This window comes from Peptococcaceae bacterium 1198_IL3148, assembly GCA_036763105.1.
Classification (GTDB): domain Bacteria; phylum Bacillota; class Desulfotomaculia; order Desulfotomaculales; family Desulfohalotomaculaceae; genus JBAIYS01.
Map to the genome: position 1 here is coordinate 92,605 of JBAIYS010000008.1, position 16,966 is coordinate 109,570.

Sequence of the window (16,966 nt, forward strand, 5' to 3'; positions counted from 1 at the left end):
TAATTACTTGATTTCTGTTAGCACTCAATAGGTGTGAGTGCTAACATCCAAGTAATATAATATAGAACGAAAAAATCAAAAGCAAGCATCCTCGGCCCTAAATAAAAACTGAAAATGCCTAAATTGTGAAAAATAAGGATAGATAGCTTTAATTTTCTCCTTCTATATCTTTTTTACTTGGTTTCTAATTTTTTAATGTCTAAGCATTACTATTTTTACCTATCCATTACAGGTTTATACCATAATCTTAAAAAATTTCCAATTAATTTTTCCTTTATTCTTTACCACACTCTCCCCCTTGGCCGGATAAAATCTCCATGCCATGGGGTAACACCGGAAGCACCACCTCTAAGCATTCCCGAACCCCTTTGGGACTGCCCGGCAGGTTAATAATTAAGGTTTTGTTGCGAATGCCGGCCACCGCTCTGGAAAGCATCGCTTTGGGGGTTTTGCTCATGGATTCTCTGCGCATTGCTTCCGCTATCCCCGGCACCTCCCGTTCTATCACTTCTTTGGTGGCCTCCGGGGTGTTGTCCCGGGGGCTAAAACCAGTGCCGCCGGTGGTCAACACTAAATCAAGTTTCAATACATCACAACACTTTAGCAATTGTTCTTTAATTTTGTCAAAGTCATCAGAAATTACGTTGTAGTATTCAACTTGGCCATCTATTTGAGCCACCATGTCCTCTATTAATTGGCCACTTTTGTCTTCCCGCTCACCCCGGGCACCTTTGTCGCTTAACGTTATCACGCCTACTTTAATCAAACTACATCACCTCGTCTATAAAAGTTATTTATGATATTATTAATTTAACAACATCCTTAGTAATTTTCCAAATATTTTACTCGGAGGTAATTTATGAGCCAACCGAAAAATTTTATACCCGTCACCGTCACCAGAGTAATAAAGAACGAGGTTTACCAAGAGCAGGATAACATCGTACAGGAAGTACCAGTTACGCTATTTTTAAATGACAAAGAGTTTGTTACTTTAGTATGTTCTCCTCAATACCTGAAGGAATTAGCCGTTGGCTTTCTGTGTTCAGAGGGCATTTTGCAACTGGCTTCAGACCTCTATGACATCACCATTGATGAAGAAGAGGGTATTATCAAAGTAAAGGCCGCCGCAGGTGAAGCAGAAGATAAATTTATGAAGCGTTATATCACTTCCTGCTGTGGACGGGGACGTTCTATTTTTTACTTTGTTAACGACGCCAAATCAATGTCTATGATTAAATCACAAATCAGTGTAACCCCTGAACAAATATGGCACTTAACCTCGCAGTTGGAAGATAAATCAACTCTGTTTAAAGGCACCGGTGGTGTTCACAATGCCGCCCTTTGCACCGCTGCTGACGTTTTGGTCTTTTTTGAAGACATTGGTCGACATAATGCAGTGGATAAAATATTTGGCCACTGTTTTTTAAACAATATCGACATGACCGATAAAATTTTGGTTTTTAGTGGTCGCATTTCTTCCGAGATCTTAATTAAAGTAGCTAAAATGGAGGTTCCCATTTTAGTATCCCGCTCGGCCCCCACCGCCCTGGCCATAGAAATGGCCGAAAAATTGGGCTTAACGGTGGTGGGTTTTGCCCGGGGTAATCGGATGAACATTTATTGCCATCCCGAACGGATTAGTCTTTAGTACCAAAACAATTGGCAAATAATTTGGGAATTATGCTATCCAATTCATCGATAAAGCGGTCGTAACGTTTTATTAGTTCTAAGGCAGGGTCGGTTAATTTTGCCCCACCGCCCTGCTCTCCGCCTATTTTTGTCTTCACAAACTTTATATCCCAATGTTTTTCCGCTTTCTTTATTTTTCCCCAGGCTGCCCGATAGGACATATTCATTTGCCGGGCAGCCCCAGAAATACTGCCAGTTTCATTTATCAGTTTCAGTAAGTGATACAGCCCATCACCAAAAACGGTGTGATCCCACTCCAACCAAACCTTGTACCCCACCTTTAACCGGTCAGGGTCAATCAATTTTTTCACCCTGCCACATTATCTTGCCACAGTCCCGTAGGTCGTAGCCCCCCAGGTTAGCCACCTGTTCTTGAAACTCAGGCAGCGCCATTACCTGCAGCATTCTCTGAATCACCGGGCTGTCCCAATATTCGGCTGGAATGCATAGATCATAGCGCTCTTCCACCACCGGAATAAAGTCCAAGTCCAACGCCTTGGCTGCCGCTTTAATACCTAATCCTGCATCCGCTGCCCCACTGACCACCGCCGATGCCACCGCCATGTGGGTGTACTCTTCATGGTGGTAACCATGGATTTGTTCAGGCTCTATGCCCAGTTCCTTTAATTTATAATCTAACAGGATCCTGGTTCCAGCCCCACGTTGACGATTGACAAAACTGGTTCCCTCTTTAGTCAAGTCTGCCAGACTGGTAATGCCCTTCGGATTGCCCTTGGCCACTATTAAGCCCTGTTCACGATAGACCAAGTTCACCAGCACCATGTCACGGTCTGGCAACAGTCTTTTGATATAGGAAACGTTATAGTCACCGGTTTCTTCATCCAACAGGTGGGTGCCAGCGCAATGGGCTTCTTTGCGCTTCAAAGCAGTTAACCCGCCCAGGCTGCCAACGTGGGCAGAGGCCAACGTGGCTTCTGGATAAAGTTTGCGCAACAAGTTAGCCAATACATCAAGGGCGATGTCGTGGCTGCCAATGATCACCGTGGTTTCATTAATTTCTTCCTTAGAGCGCAGCAATTCAATGGTTACCCTTTCTCCGGCCTGATAGCCTTCGGTCTGCCGTGGTACCCTTAAAATGCCGTCTGCCCGCACCATAGACATAATCATCCCTGCACCGCGGGAGATGGGTGTGGCAATGGTTTTTTCACCCACCCTACCTAATTTTACCCGCACAAACTCCTCTACCCCTAAAGGTTTAACCAGTTTGCGAGAGATGGTGGCTGACACCTTTTCTCTGGCAGGTGGTACCGCGCCTAGTTTTTTGTAGACTAAGGGCTTAACAAACAGCTCACAAGCCAGTGATGCCGACACTGGATACCCCGGCACCCCCACCACCGGTTTGCCGTTGATTTCACCCAGGATCACCGGCTTGGCAGGTTTGATGGCCACGCCATGGGTAATAACTCTACCCAGTTCCCGCACCAAATCCACGGTGAAGTCCTCTCTGCCTGCTGAAGAACCGGCATTAATTACCAATATCTCTGTTTCTGCCACTGCCTTTAAAATATTTTGTTTGAGCAATTGGTAATCATCTATGGTGATGCCATAGCGAATAGGGTCACCGCCCCATTCTTTAATATATGACCCCAACACCCGGGAGTTATATTCAATAATATCCCCTGGTTTTAAATGACTGCCCGGTTGCACCAGCTCAGTGCCGGTGGGCATAATGGCCACTTTGGGCCGCGGGTGAACAGTTATTTCGGTCAAACCGCCGGCCAAAATGCCCCCAATATCTACCGGTCGAATGAGGTGATTACCAGGTAAAATCATTTCGGTGGCCACAACATCTTCGCCAATTACCCGCACATGTTGCCACGGGGCCACTGCAGCGGTAATTTCAATCAACTCTGGATTTATAAAGTGCACATCTTCAATCATTACCACCGCATCACAACCCGCCGGAATGGGATCACCGGTATCCACCATGATGGCTTGCGCGCCCATTTTAAGTTGTTTCGGGGTGGTTTCAGCGGCACCAAAGGTATCTATGGCTTTCACCGCCACTCCATCCATAGCCGACGCATTGTAGTGGGGCGATGACAATTTGGCATAAATTGGCACCGCTGTCACCCGACCCAGGGCCTCATCAACTTTAATCTTTTCTGGCACACCGGGTGCCAGCGCCTCTACTTCCTTTAGATAGTGTAAATATTCCTCCAAAGCCTGTTCCCAAGGCTTGTCATCCAAATAAACATCTCTTTTCATGGGGGGACTACCTCCTTAGAACAACTTTACTTCTACATATTCTCCGGCCTCTACTCCCTCTTTACCTTCGGGAATGCGAGCCAGCCCATCGGCCTTCACCATGGTGCTAATTAATCCGGATTTGCCCAGCACTGGCTCAGCAAATAGCTCACCCTGTTCAACATAAACCCGTACCCGTAAAAAATCCTCTCTACCGGCAGCAGAACGCATATTGCGGGTAATCTTGGCCCGTACTGAGACTTCTCTTAAAGCGTTATCATAACTACCCCAGCGCACCAGCGGGTCTACCAACAGGCTATATACCACCATGGCGGAAACCGGGTGACCTGGCAGTCCAAATATCGGTTTACCATCGACCACTGCCCCAATGGTGGGCTTACCGGGCTTAATGCCGATACCGTGAAAAAGTACACCGGGTTGGCCCAAGTCTTCGATAACCTTAGCAGTTACATCCCGGGCCCCCACTGAACTGCCACCGGAAACCAGCACCAAGTCGTTCTCGTTTAAGGCGGTGGAAATTGTCGCCTTTAGTGAATCAAAATCATCTTTGACAATGCCATAGATCGTGGGTATAGCCCCTCCTTGCCGGGCTAATCCGTATAAGGTATAAGAATTGATATCCCTAACCTGACCAGGTTCCGGAGTATTTTCGGGCGATACAACCTCATCCCCTGTGGAAACTATACCTACTTTCATTTTGGGTCGCACCGGCACCTCCGTCACCCCGGTAGCTGATAAAATGCCCAAGTCTTGGGGCCGGATTTTGTGGCCGGCTGTTAATACCGTAGCCCCGACCGGCACGTCTTCACCTTTGCGCACCATATTTTCACCAGGAGCCACCGGTTTGGTCACGCCAATGGTGCGGTCATCCAACTCTTCGGTGTACTCCACCATCACCACCGCATCGGCACCGGGCGGCAACATACCACCGGTGGGAATAGCCCAGGCCTGTCCTGGTTTTAATTCACCCGGCGGTTGCTTGCCCATTAACACCTGCCCACCAACATCAATATAAGCCGGCAAACTTTCCGATGCCCCAAAGGTGTCCTTTGCCTTCACTGCATAGCCATCCATAGTGGAACGGTCAAAACCAGGCACATCTTCCTTGGCAGTTACATTCTGGGCCAGAACCCTATCTAAAGCAGATAGAATGGGCACATTCTCAGCCATGGGAAGCTTTAAATTGTCGGTAAGGAGTTTTCGCCCCTGTTCCACCGTCAGTACGTTAAAGAGATCCATTTACATTCCTCCAATTAGAAAACTTGCCTTAGAAGCAACCCAACTCACAGGCTTTAATTTTAATATCCAATTGGTCGGCCGCTTCCCCTATTACTTTGACAGGAACCTGTAGCTCAGCGGCTAGTTTACGGGCCATAGTACATGATAAACGGTTATCCGTTGCTGCCTTTTTGACAGCTTCTAAAATATTTTCAGATATATTACTCAAGTCAATCAACTCCTAGGTTTTTATAATTTATCTTTATTATCTTAATATTTTGCACAAAATAGCAATAATCCTTCAAATATTAAAAAGATGTGCTTGAATTTACATAACGGTCTAAAAAATAATTGCCTTGCCCAGACCAATTAAAATTTATGTTGAATGTGCTAAAAGGCACTTTCACTTTAAAGCAAGATGTTATATACTATAATATAAATGTGATATTTTTCTCAAGCACAGGGGGTGAGCTGCGATGACATTGATTAATGCACTGGAAATTTTTAAGTCCGCCGGAGTAAGGGTTTTGCCAATACCAGGAACAAGTAAGTTTAACCTGACCCTTCCGGGTGGTAAAGTGGCAATAATAAAGAGGGAACAACTAATGGGATTGGCGGCAAAGCTAGGCAGCAATCCCGACGATTTGCAAGACGCATTACTGAGAGCTATATAATGATATAACATTTTATGCAAGAATAAATGTTCTCAAAAAAGAGGCTTGAAATTAATCAAGCCTCTTCATTCTCTTCTTCTGCCTTTTTAGCTTTTTTGCGTTTGCGCCATTCAATAAACCGAATGATTTGGGCACTAAATTCATATAACAAGTACATCGGTGAAGCCATTAAAAGTGGCGTGATCATATCGGGCGTTGGTACAATGGCCGCTGAGATAACTACAGAAATCAGTAGGGCGTATTTACGGAATTTAATCATCAGTCGATAACTTAAAATTCCCAATTGGCCTAAAAAGAATGCCGCCAGCGGTAGTTCAAAAACTAAGCCAAAGGGTAGTAAAAATGTCAACGTAAAGGACACGTATTTGCCAATACTGATCATTGGCAACAATTCCTCGCCACCGTATCCCAGCAGGAACCTAATGGCTAAACCGTACACTGCAAAAAAGCCAAATAATATACCGGCAATAAACATCACAAAGGATATCACAATAAACAGTGTAAAATATACCCTTTCGGTTTTACGGAGCGCTGGGATCATAAAACTCCAAAACTGCCACAGCGTGATGGGCAGAGCAGTTAAAAAACCCAAGAAAAAAGATATACCGATCTTAGTCATCAGTGCTTCGGTCACATGTATATAGACCATCTCGTTACCAGTACTGGTTACCGGCGATAAAAGGATATCTAAAACCCGGTCAGCAAATGCCAAACAGACAACGGTCATTACCAGGGTCGCCACTAGTGAAATTATAATTGCCCTTCGTAATTCTTCTAAATGTTCCACCATTGACATTTCTGTATCCTTTGACACTAAACGACCCCCTCTTTCGTCACCCAGCCAGAGGCCTATGCGCGATACCTTTTATTCCCACGCTGGTAGCCTTCGCTGCTAGCTAGCTTATCAAAATCGGCTGTAGCCAAATCTTCACAAAATAAGTCTACTTCACCACATTGACGTTCGTCAACTGTTTTCAAATAACTTTTACATTGGTCACACAGATAAAGTCGATACTGTTTGTTATCTTCTGAGGTAATAAAGGATAGCTTGTCAGCATCTTTAGTACCACAGTAGGGACACCCAACCCGATCATAACGCCACTGGGTTTCACAACGACCGCAATGCAACACTCTAAAGCCCACCTTACCAGTAAGTTTAGCCATTGTGGGGCTGTCGCCACAAATGGGGCAATAGCCATGCTTCCACTTTTCTAAATCCAATTGCTTAGTGACAGTGGCTGCATAACTGTTTAATACCAACCTAGCGATGTTAGTGGTTAAAAAGTCCATCAGTTCCTCGGACATTTGCAGTTGATTGGCCCACTTGGTTTTGTTAGTGGCTATGTCATTGATTGCTGTGGTGGCTAAATCCTTCAGTTCATCGTCAGTTAATTTTTTCAATAACTTCAGGGTTTCCGCCGGTAGTTTAGCTGGACCAGGTTGCCATTTGAAATAGGCTGCAAATACTTTAAAAACAATCTCTTGCAATAATTCCTGTTCTGTTTCGGGTTGTAGTTCCGTTAGCAGCGGTGTCCCTTGAAGCCAACTGTCTTTAACATGGGCCGGTAGCTCTAACTTCCACTCTATGGAGTTAACTTTATCCGTTAAATCCATTAGTTCCAGATAAAAGTTTGCCAGTTTTGTGTTTTCGCCTATTCCCATCTCCATAGGAGTAACCCCTTTCTCATTTAAACATACTTGATTAATCACAGTGGCGCACATAATGTGCGCCACTAATTGATTATTTATGCGGTCTCTGTCTGGTGTTCTTCACCGTGTCCTAAAATGTTAAAGTTTTCTGCAATGAACAGGTACACCAATACTGCCCCACTTACCAGACCGATGGTTACTGCAAACTCCATCCATGATGGGAAGTAACCAGGGCCAAGGGCTTGATACATACCGGTAAACACCACGTTCATGCGGTTAATCACTAGGCCAATGGCGGTTAGCACACCAAAGGTGAATAACCCTGCTCTGGTTTTGCTCCATGGCCCAAAGCAAATGATAATTGGAATAATTACCCCCACTACCATTTCCAACAGGAACATGTTGCCCTCCAAGCTACCAGTAAATATATAACCTAAGGCATCGCGATGTATTAAATCGCCGAACTTTAGCAGTAAATACAGAATCATCACTACGCCACTGATCCTAATTAAACTGCGCAGTATTTTAGGATCCACCTGGTGATTCAAAGCCTTGCCGGCCAATGTGGTCTCTACGCAAACCATTGCCGGTCCCACAAAGAAGGACGACATTAAAAAGAATACTGGCAGTAACATTGACCACCACAGTGGGTGCAATTTATCAACTGCAATGATGTATAAACCTCCCAGTGAGGACTGGTGCAGGGTTGGCAGTAATATGCCCAAAATAAACAGGAAGGGCATAATCTTCATCAGCGGTTTATGCCATTTTTTACCGATTCTTTCGGTGGCAATTTCACCAAATTCAATCATCTGTACTGTGGTATAAATAGATACACACCAGAAAACTTCAAACAGCACTGAATGGTAACCCCAAGATACGAAGGGACGCCAGAAGTTAAACCATTGCCCAATATCTAAGAATAAACCAATCAGTACTAACAGGTAACCTAATAAAGATGTTAGCATCGCACTGCGGGCAATCACGTTAAATTTCTCAATGTGTAACACATGTACCAGTAGGGCGGTACCGTAACCACCACCAGCCAGTGCAACCCCGGTTAATACGTCAAAGCCAATCCAAAGGCCCCATGGCCATTCATCACTTAAGTTTGAAACCGTCCCCAACCCGGTACATAATCGGTAAACAGCTATTGCTGCGGCCAGCGCAGCCAACGCCGCCATTACTATCCGTGCTGGGGTAATTTTATAGCTCCATCCTTTAACTTGCACTTGAGATGCCATCATTCAACCCCCCTAGAACCAACATTTGGATAAACACCCTTAAACATCAATACCCTGATCATGACTATCTTCTTTAACAATATTATTCCGACGTTTGGTATAGAAGTACATGGCTGTTAATAAGCCACCCCAAGTAATAATGACCGGGAATGTGTACTTTGAGAAATCATAGGTATACTCCGGCAGAGGCCGCTGAGTAACGTCGGTTTTGAAGCCAAAGTTTTCAAAGGGTACATCTGAAATATATAACCAGTTTGTTCCACCCACTTCTTTTTCACCAAACACATGCTTAATGTACCTAGAATCGCTGTTAATCCGGTTCCAAGCTTCTTTAAGCATTTCTTCACGGGTACCAAACATCATGGTCTGGTTGGGGCATGTGTCTACACAAGCCGGTGCTTGACCATGACCAGTACGGTCGTAGGTGCCTTCTGGATCAAAGCAAAACTGACATTTAGCAACTAGCGGGAAAACTTCATCCCATTCAAACTTAGGAACCCCAAAGGGGCATGCCAGCATACAATAACGACAACCTACACACAAATGTGGGTAATAAACCACTGGTCCCTCAGGTGTTTTTTGCAGTGCTTTTGCAAAACATGCGGAAGCACAGGCAGGTTCTAGACAATGGAGACACTGGGTTTTAGCAAATCTCATTACGTCTTGGTTATCCTTCTTTACCACCCGGTGTTGAACAACGGTATAGGTATTGCCGTCCATCTTAGGTGGAAAAGTCAGGTTATTATCAAACTCCGGTATAATGCCCGGCAGATCATTCCACTGTTTACAGGCTGTTTGACATGCCTTGCAACCAGTACATCTGGTTAAATCAACTAATACGCTCATTGTCATTGGCTAACACCCCCTAGGCCTTCTTGATATTGCACATGAATGCTTTGGACTCTGGTATAGTTGTATTGGCATCGCCCACAGCAGGTACAAGATCGTTTGCTGTGGCACCGGTCACAATACCTTGGTAACCAAAGCACCAGGGCATTCCCACAATTTCTACTTTCTTACCGTTAACGATTAACGGCTTGACAATAGGCAATACCGAGGCCTTACACTTGATTTTGCCGCGTATCGTTTCAACCCAAACATCATCTCCGGGCATAATTCCCCTTTCTTTAGCCAGGTCTTCGGAAATAGACACATACATGTAAGGTCCAATTTCCGATAATGTCGGGCTGTTACGGGTTACCGCACCACTCTGATAGTGCTCAATTGTACGGTGGGTGGTAGCTACTATTGGATAATTTTTGTCTCCCAATTTAGCCAGTTTAGCCCAGTCGCCTTTAAATACAACCGCTGCTGGGTTATTTTGCTGCTTAGACATAGCGTTTTCTGTTGGCGCTTCCATCGGTTCATAGTGCTCTGGGAATGGACCATCGGCCAATCCGTTGGCAAAGAATCTGCCGTGTCCTTCGGGTTGCATAATAAATGGTTTAGCCCCTGATTCTTCAGGTGGTACCGTTGCTGTAAAGTCAGGCACGTCATTGGCAAGCCACTTGGTGCCGTCCCAAGCAAATAGTGCCCGCTCTGGGTCCCAAGGCTTACCATTCATATCGGCACTACAACGGTTATAAAGAATACGACGGTTTACCGGCCAGCACCAGGAATATTTAGGATAGGTTCCGATACCATTGTCTTCTCTGTTGCGGCGTCTACAATTGGGTACCTTCAGGTCTGGATCTATGGCCATATAACCGGCATAAATCCACATACCACAAACAGTGGAGCCATCATCAGCTAAATTAGCAAAGGTGGCCAGCGGCTCATCTTCTTTACCGGCAACATAACCGTTAATTTCCACCGCAATTTTTTCGATATCCGGTTCTTCGTGTCCCGGCATATCATAGTCCCATTTGGCACCTAAAATTGGGTCAGGGAATTTGCCACCGGCTTCATACTGCTTACGGATGGCTTTAAACATTTGATAGGCAATCCATAGGTCACTCTTGGCCTCACCCGGCGGGGGCACTGCCATATAACGCCACTGAACCCAGCGTCCACTGTTACTAACGGTCCCTTCTTTTTCAAAGGAGAAGGCTGCTGGTAAGAAGAAACACTCGGTTTGAATCTTAGTGGGATCCACATCCGGCGCATGCCAAAAGGCAGCGGTTTCTGTTTCAAATAGGTCAACGGTAACCATCCACTCAAGTTTTTCCATGGCTTTCCGTGTAAAATTAGAACCAGCACCACCAACTGCAGGGTTTTGACCCCAGGCAATCAGTCCTTTGACGTTGCCATCCATCATTTCCTGGAAACAACCCATGTGGGTGCGGTTTTTACCGTCTACCTTTGGCAACCAGTCAAAGCAAAAGTCGTTTTCTTTCTTAGCGTTATCGCCATAAAAAGCTCTTAACTGACTAATTAAGAATTTTGGCTTATTGCTCCAGTAACCAGATTTAGGGGTTTCTTTATCCAAGTATTCCTGTAGATTTTTATGAATTGTGGCATTGGGCACATTTAAGTAACCAGGTAACAGGTGACTTAACATCGCCAAGTCTGTGGAACCTTGTACGTTTGATTCACCACGCTGGGCGTTAACACCGCCTCCTGGAATACCAATATTACCCAACAACAGTTGTAACATGGCACAAGCCCTAACGTTCTGGCTACCATAGGTATGCTGGGTAATACCCATGGCATAAATGATGTTACCAGCCTTATTGGGAGCCCCTGTGGAAGCGTAAAGTTCACAAACATTGCGGTAAACATCTTCTGGTACACCAGTGATGTTGCAAACCGTTTTAATGTCATAACGTTTAAGATGCTTTTTCAACAGTTGGAATACACAGTTTGGATCTTGTAAAGTGAGATCTCTTTTTACTGTTTCTCCATCCTGTTGGTACTGCCAGGTGCTTTTATCATAGGTGAACTTGCCGTCCTTTTGACCAGCACCGGTAAACAATCCTTCGGAAAAACCAAATTCTGGATTAATTAGATAACTAGCATTTGTATAGTTAACTACATAATCCTTGTGATAAAGATTATTATCAATGGCATATTTCATAATACCCAACAGGAAAGGAATGTCGGTACCAGGGCGAAGTTGGGCAAAGACATCGGCATATACTGTGGACTTGGTTAAACGCGGGTCAGCCACAATCATTTTAGCTCCACGGGTTGCTTTCGCTATACCAATCCATTTTTGTGCCTGTGGGTGGTTCTCCGCAGAGTTGGAACCGATCATTAAAAATACATCTGTATTTTTGTAGTCAACAAAGTGGTTTGTCATTGCGCCACGACCGAATGAGTTGGCCAGACCGGCCACAGTGGAGCTATGTCAGAGACGGGCGTGGTGCTCGATATTGATAATACCTAAAGCTCTGAACATTTTGTGCAACAAATAGTTCTCTTCGTTATCAAGGGACGCACTACCTAAGGTGTTAATGGCAGTGGTACGGTTAACAACGACACCATTTTTGTCCTTATGTTCAAAGGTGGCATCTCTGGTCTTTTTAATGCGTTTAGCAATTTCAGTTAATGTCCAATCCCAATCCTTTTCTTCCCACTGGGTGCTCCCTGGGGCACGATATAGTGGTTTAAGAATCCGTTTGGTGTTGACAATTCTTTTGGCGTGTTTTTTAGGTACAATATTATAGGTATCAATAATTGCATTACCCTTTGGACATAAAGTACCTTCGTTAATTGGGTGATCAGGGTCACCCTCTGCATAGACTATTTTGTTGTCATCATTAGAATACAGCAGAATACCACAACCACAGCCGCAATAAGCACAAACTGTAAAGGTTTCTTTCAGTTTGGTGATTTTGGTGGCTAAGTTACCCACTGTACCATTTGTTGCTTCAGCAGCAATGGCCGGTGTGGCAAATAGTGATAATCCTGCTGTACCCAGTCCTAAATTTTTAAGAAATTCGCGCCTGCTTAATTTTCTCATATCTAATTTTCAACCCCCTCTAGATACCAACAGCGTTACTTTTTGGTATCGGTAACCTCAGCATCTTTATTGGGCTCAGCTTTAGCCATTTGCTCCTTATCGCCTGATGTAGCACTTTTAAACTCGCGAATGGATTTACCCAATGCTTTACCTACATCAGGTAGTTTACCGGGACCAAAAATAATTAACACCACTATCAATATCAGTAATAGGTGCGTTGGTTGTAAAAAACCTGATCCAAACATGTTATTCCCCCCCCTTTCTGAACCTGTAGTCTGGTAACCACGGTAAACCATTTTAGCAAACTGCTTATAGTTAAATATTGTATTTAACTATAAATTATTACTTTGTGCACTGAATATTTTTCTCTATATATTATTACAGCACACATAGTTACCAGAGTAACTTCGGTTCGATGAATTCAGTTTGTACTACTGATATCATGAACCAACTTGTCTAAACAATCAATACTATGAATTAAAATTTTTAAAAACCTAGTTAATCTAGTTAATTCTACTCCAAACAATAGAAATCCTTCTGCTTATTGTGACATTTCTTAAAATAGTCTGTCAATAATGACACTTTCAAACAACAATAATTCCTCCATTACAGAGGAATTATTGCTTAATAATCTTATAAATACTATTTTAAAGTATAGCCAATTCATTGTCCACCCCATGGGGCTTACAATTTATTACATTGTATACACTTCATCACTGCCCATTAAAGTTACTCCATTTTTTTGCAACGTTAAAATGGCGTCATCAATTTGCTCTACCCTAAATACCACCAATGCCTTTTGCGGGTCCTTTTGAACAAAGGCGTACAAATATTCAATATTTATGCCCTGTTCATCCAGTGCCCTCATGGCATTACTTAGCGAACCGGGTTGGTCGTCAACTTCAACCGCCAGCACATCGGTTGTGCTAACGGTAAAACCAGCATTGCGCAGTGCTGTTAAGGCTTGGTCTGGGTTGTCAACAATTAACCTTAAAATACCAAAATCAGTGGTGTCAGCAATGGAAAGGGCCCTGATGTTAATGTTATTTTCACCCAAAACCTCGGTTACTTTAGCCAACCGGCCTGACTTGTTTTCTAAAAACACAGAGATTTGTTTAACCTTCATAGTTACCCCTCCTTTTAATTATTATACTCTTTTATCGATAATTCGCTTTGCCTTGCCTTCGCTTCTGGGGATTGATTTTGGCTCCACCAACTTGATTTTAGCTGATATGCCCAACACGCTCAGTATCCGTGATTTTAAACGCTTTTCTAGATCCTCTAAACCACGGACTTTATCAGAAAACATGTTGGCAGATACCTCTACCCAAATCTCTAAATCATCCATCGAGCCTTTGCGGTCCACAACCAACAGATAATGGGGTTCGGTCTCACCAAATTCCAACAGTATGCTCTCCACCTGGGACGGGAACACGTTAACACCACGAATAATCAGCATGTCGTCGGTACGGCCGGTAACCCTTTCCATCCGCACATGAGTACGCCCGCAGGCACATTGCTCAGGATACAAAACCGAGATATCCTTGGTGCGATAACGCAATACCGGAAAGGCTTCCTTGGTCAGCGAGGTGAATACTAACTCACCCTTTTGTCCGTAAGGTAACGGTTCGCCGGTGTCTGGATCGATAATTTCTGCGATAAAGTGATCTTCCATGATGTGCATCCCTTGCTTTTGTAAGCACTCACAGGCCACCCCTGGCCCAAGCACCTCCGACAGACCATAAATGTCAAGGGCGGTGATATTCCAACGCTCCTCCAGTTGCTTACGCATGGCTTCGGACCAAGGTTCGGCACCAAAGATACCCACCTTTAGCTTCACTTTATCCCAATCAACACCCCCGGCATGGGCCTCTTCTGCCATGTATAAAGCATAGGTTGGGGTACAGGTGAGCACAGTGGCCCCAAAGTCTTGCATCAACATCAACTGTTTAGCAGTGTTGCCACCGGACATGGGTACAACCGTTGCCCCTAAGGTTTCTGCACCATAGTGAACCCCCATACCACCGGTAAACAAACCATAGCCATAGGCGTTTTGAACTACGTCACTCTTAGTGGCCCCGGCCATAGTAAAACAGCGCGCCAGTAGGTTGCCCCAAGTATCAATATCCTTTTTAGTATATCCTACCACAATTGGTTTGCCGGTGGTACCACTGGATCCATGCAAACGCACCACGTCATCCTGAGGTACAGCAAACATGCCAAAGGGGTAGGTGTCGCGCAAATCTTGTTTAGTGGTAAAGGGGATATGTTTGATATCCTCTAAAGATTTTATATCCTCTGGCACGATACCCTTTTCCTTAAACCTTTGCTGGTAAAAAGGAACGCTATTGTAAAGTCGTTCAACCATCGCCTTTAGTCGCTGATATTGAAGTTGACTAAGTTCTTCCCTTGACATTGTTTCATACTTTTCTTGCCAATACATGGTAAAACCTCCTTAGTTATTTTATCTTTAAAAAAATAAAAACTCTCCATCCCACATGGGACGGAGAGTAATCCGCGGTACCACCCAAATTGGCCTAAAAGAGCCCAACTCTAAAGTACAGGAAAAAATAATTCAACCAGATAAATAAAAAAAGCACCTCTTCCCCTGTAGGGACGAAATGCTTTGATTTCGCGGTACCACCCTAATTGCTTAAAGCCGCTTTCTGGTTTGGAATTAGCTAATCCAATACCCTTTCCCTTTTAACGGCAGGAATACCCGGCTGCACCTACTGGATTTTTCAGCACAGCAACTCCGGAGGGAACTTCAATCATCCATCCCTTAAAGAAGCTTCCAGTCAAGACTTCTTCTCCCTGAAAGGTCAGCAATGACTTACTTTTCTCCATCATTGTCGTTAGTTTATTGGTATTAACACATAAAATAACATAAAGCTATTAAACAGTCAATAAAAACTTAAACTTAAATTAACTCCACCGGAATTCGCCATTTTTGCTGTAAATCAAGATAAGAGGCACCGGTTAAATCCCTGCCATGCATATCAAAGGCTATGGCCGGCATCAACACCACTTGCACTCCCTCTGCGTCGGCATGCCTAAAAGCACTCTCAAAATCAGCGGCCACCAATAGTCCCGCAGCCATGATGTTGCCCCCAAAATATTGGCTGGCCACCGGCCTCAGCTCTATTTCTGCTTCCCCCTGGTAAAGGCTGGCTAAAGCAACCTTTAAAACTGGAAAAGCCAACTGGGAACATAGCGCCAAAACCCTTTGGGCCCGGTGGCGGTTAACGGTCAGTTCCATGTCAGTTATGGTATCGGGATGCAAATCATAGGCCATTACCAATCCCGAAGGCTGGTGCTTCTTTTTCTGTAGTTTCAGGTGATGTGTCCGCTGACCCCGGTGGATACTAACGGTGGGATTTTCACAGGCCAGTACCCGATTAAAGGCCTGCACCCGGGTGACCACAGGCTGTCCGGTCACTTCGATAATCACGTCGCCCTTCTGCACACCGGCCTGGGCTGCGGGGCTATCTTTGATTACCCCCAGCACCTCAGCCTGTAAATCGGTAATCTGCTCCGGTTCACAGGTGAGCGGCACTGTAACCAGATTGCCCAAGTTTTCTCGCCATGCCCTCAATTGGCTCCACATAGACATGTCAAACTGTAACGCCGGCGGTGCCAGTTTGCTGTAACCCGGTAAAAACACCCGCACCGTTTGGGCACCATGTTGATCAAGATATTGCACCGTGTGGGTTAAATCTTCCCAACCTGTGACATGTGGCATAGCCACCATACTGCCGTGAAAGGGAATGCCATGCCGGTTCAGTAACGGCACGCAATCAATTGCTTGCTGGGCACGGCGATCCCCCATTAATTGATAGCGCATACTGCAGGAGGAACTATTAATTGATAAGTTAATAGTTATTGGCGCCAATGCCTTTAACCGGGTAATGGTGGTTTCATCTAACAGCGTACCATTGGTGGTTATTTGAATCGGTGTTTTAGGCATGGTACTGCGTATATGCTGCAATATTTGTAGACATTTAGGATGAGTAAATGGTTCTCCCTCCATGATCTTAGTTACCGATTCACCGATCACCACCGGTTTGCTGGCATCCATAAAGGAAAGGGCCTGTTTTACCTGGTCAATGGTTAAAGGGGCAACCCGATAACTCTCCACATTTGCCGGGTTCTGATGATGGCTACAAAAAACACATCTGACGTTACAGGTGGACGTTATTGGTAAAATATTAGATTTTGCTGCTGCATGATACAGTAAGCTTTCAATGTAAAATTGCTGATTGCCGTTCGCCCCGTAACCCACAAACAAATCCCTCTAATCTCAAGTTATTCACAAACTTATCCACATTACCCACAACCGAACATTCACAGCCCTTGGG

At 44.6% G+C, this 16,966-nt stretch carries 16 protein-coding genes and 1 other annotated feature; of the genes, 2 read left to right on the plus strand and 14 right to left on the minus strand.

The features are described from left to right. Window positions 1-274: 274 nt before the first annotated feature. Window positions 275-766, minus strand: coding sequence for a MogA/MoaB family molybdenum cofactor biosynthesis protein (locus tag V6C27_09240; protein MEG6616596.1), 492 nt, complete (start codon window positions 764-766; stop codon window positions 275-277). A gap of 93 nt (window positions 767-859) precedes the next feature. Here V6C27_09240 and fdhD point away from each other — a divergent pair, with 93 nt between their 5' ends. Continuing rightward, a complete protein-coding gene (gene fdhD / locus V6C27_09245; GenBank protein ID MEG6616597.1) occupies window positions 860-1,648 on the plus strand; it encodes a formate dehydrogenase accessory sulfurtransferase FdhD in 789 nt (262 codons plus the stop codon). Here the strand turns inward: fdhD and V6C27_09250 are convergent. Genes V6C27_09250 through V6C27_09265 form a run of 4 tightly spaced genes read right to left on the minus strand, consistent with a single transcriptional unit; the run spans window position 1,638 to window position 5,365 of the window. Continuing rightward, window positions 1,638-2,000 (minus strand): LysR family transcriptional regulator, encoded by a 363-nt coding sequence (locus V6C27_09250; protein ID MEG6616598.1) that lies wholly within the window; start codon window positions 1,998-2,000, stop codon window positions 1,638-1,640. The genes fdhD and V6C27_09250 overlap by 11 nt on opposite strands. Continuing rightward, window positions 1,984-3,918, minus strand: coding sequence for a molybdopterin biosynthesis protein (locus V6C27_09255; GenBank protein MEG6616599.1), 1,935 nt, complete (start codon window positions 3,916-3,918; stop codon window positions 1,984-1,986). The genes V6C27_09250 and V6C27_09255 overlap by 17 nt, the downstream gene beginning before the upstream one ends. A gap of 15 nt (window positions 3,919-3,933) precedes the next feature. Continuing rightward, a complete protein-coding gene (glp, locus tag V6C27_09260; GenBank protein MEG6616600.1) occupies window positions 3,934-5,157 on the minus strand; it encodes a gephyrin-like molybdotransferase Glp in 1,224 nt (407 codons plus the stop codon). Between the two features lie 28 nt (window positions 5,158-5,185). Then, a complete protein-coding gene (locus tag V6C27_09265) occupies window positions 5,186-5,365 on the minus strand; it encodes a hypothetical protein (protein ID MEG6616601.1) in 180 nt (59 codons plus the stop codon). 247 nt (window positions 5,366-5,612) lie between these two features. Between V6C27_09265 and V6C27_09270 the strand changes: the two genes are divergently transcribed. Further along, entirely contained in the window at window positions 5,613-5,810 is a 198-nt protein-coding gene (locus tag V6C27_09270) for a hypothetical protein (protein ID MEG6616602.1), read from the plus strand. A 55-nt stretch (window positions 5,811-5,865) separates the two neighbouring features. Here V6C27_09270 and tatC read toward each other — a convergent pair whose 3' ends face one another. The 9 genes from tatC to V6C27_09315 all read right to left on the minus strand — a co-directional run bounded on the left by tatC (window position 5,866) and on the right by V6C27_09315 (window position 16,890). Continuing rightward, window positions 5,866-6,624: a twin-arginine translocase subunit TatC gene (tatC, locus tag V6C27_09275; protein ID MEG6616603.1), complete on the minus strand. Its 759-nt coding sequence runs from the start codon at window positions 6,622-6,624 to the stop codon at window positions 5,866-5,868. A 35-nt stretch (window positions 6,625-6,659) separates the two neighbouring features. After that, a complete protein-coding gene (locus tag V6C27_09280) occupies window positions 6,660-7,478 on the minus strand; it encodes a formate dehydrogenase accessory protein FdhE (GenBank protein ID MEG6616604.1) in 819 nt (272 codons plus the stop codon). A 77-nt stretch (window positions 7,479-7,555) separates the two neighbouring features. Then, the gene (gene hybB, locus V6C27_09285; GenBank protein ID MEG6616605.1) at window positions 7,556-8,704 is read right to left on the minus strand and encodes a Ni/Fe-hydrogenase cytochrome b subunit; all 1,149 of its coding nucleotides are present in this window, start codon (window positions 8,702-8,704) and stop codon (window positions 7,556-7,558) included. A gap of 39 nt (window positions 8,705-8,743) precedes the next feature. Beyond that, window positions 8,744-9,556 carry a 4Fe-4S dicluster domain-containing protein gene (locus tag V6C27_09290; protein ID MEG6616606.1) on the minus strand — a complete coding sequence of 271 codons (813 nt, stop codon included), beginning with the start codon at window positions 9,554-9,556 and terminating at the stop codon, window positions 8,744-8,746. A 13-nt stretch (window positions 9,557-9,569) separates the two neighbouring features. Next, window positions 9,570-12,608 carry a formate dehydrogenase-N subunit alpha gene (gene fdnG / locus V6C27_09295; GenBank protein ID MEG6616607.1) on the minus strand — a complete coding sequence of 1,013 codons (3,039 nt, stop codon included), beginning with the start codon at window positions 12,606-12,608 and terminating at the stop codon, window positions 9,570-9,572. A 35-nt stretch (window positions 12,609-12,643) separates the two neighbouring features. Further along, window positions 12,644-12,853: a twin-arginine translocase TatA/TatE family subunit gene (tatA, locus tag V6C27_09300; GenBank protein ID MEG6616608.1), complete on the minus strand. Its 210-nt coding sequence runs from the start codon at window positions 12,851-12,853 to the stop codon at window positions 12,644-12,646. A 449-nt stretch (window positions 12,854-13,302) separates the two neighbouring features. After that, window positions 13,303-13,734, minus strand: a complete 432-nt coding sequence (locus V6C27_09305) for an ACT domain-containing protein (protein ID MEG6616609.1) — start codon at window positions 13,732-13,734, stop codon at window positions 13,303-13,305. 21 nt (window positions 13,735-13,755) lie between these two features. Next, window positions 13,756-15,051: a phenylacetate--CoA ligase gene (locus tag V6C27_09310; protein ID MEG6616610.1), complete on the minus strand. Its 1,296-nt coding sequence runs from the start codon at window positions 15,049-15,051 to the stop codon at window positions 13,756-13,758. 166 nt (window positions 15,052-15,217) lie between these two features. After that, window positions 15,218-15,467, minus strand: a binding site (T-box leader). A 61-nt stretch (window positions 15,468-15,528) separates the two neighbouring features. Then, a complete protein-coding gene (locus V6C27_09315) occupies window positions 15,529-16,890 on the minus strand; it encodes a DUF512 domain-containing protein (GenBank protein ID MEG6616611.1) in 1,362 nt (453 codons plus the stop codon). Between the last annotated feature and the right edge of the window lie 76 nt (window positions 16,891-16,966).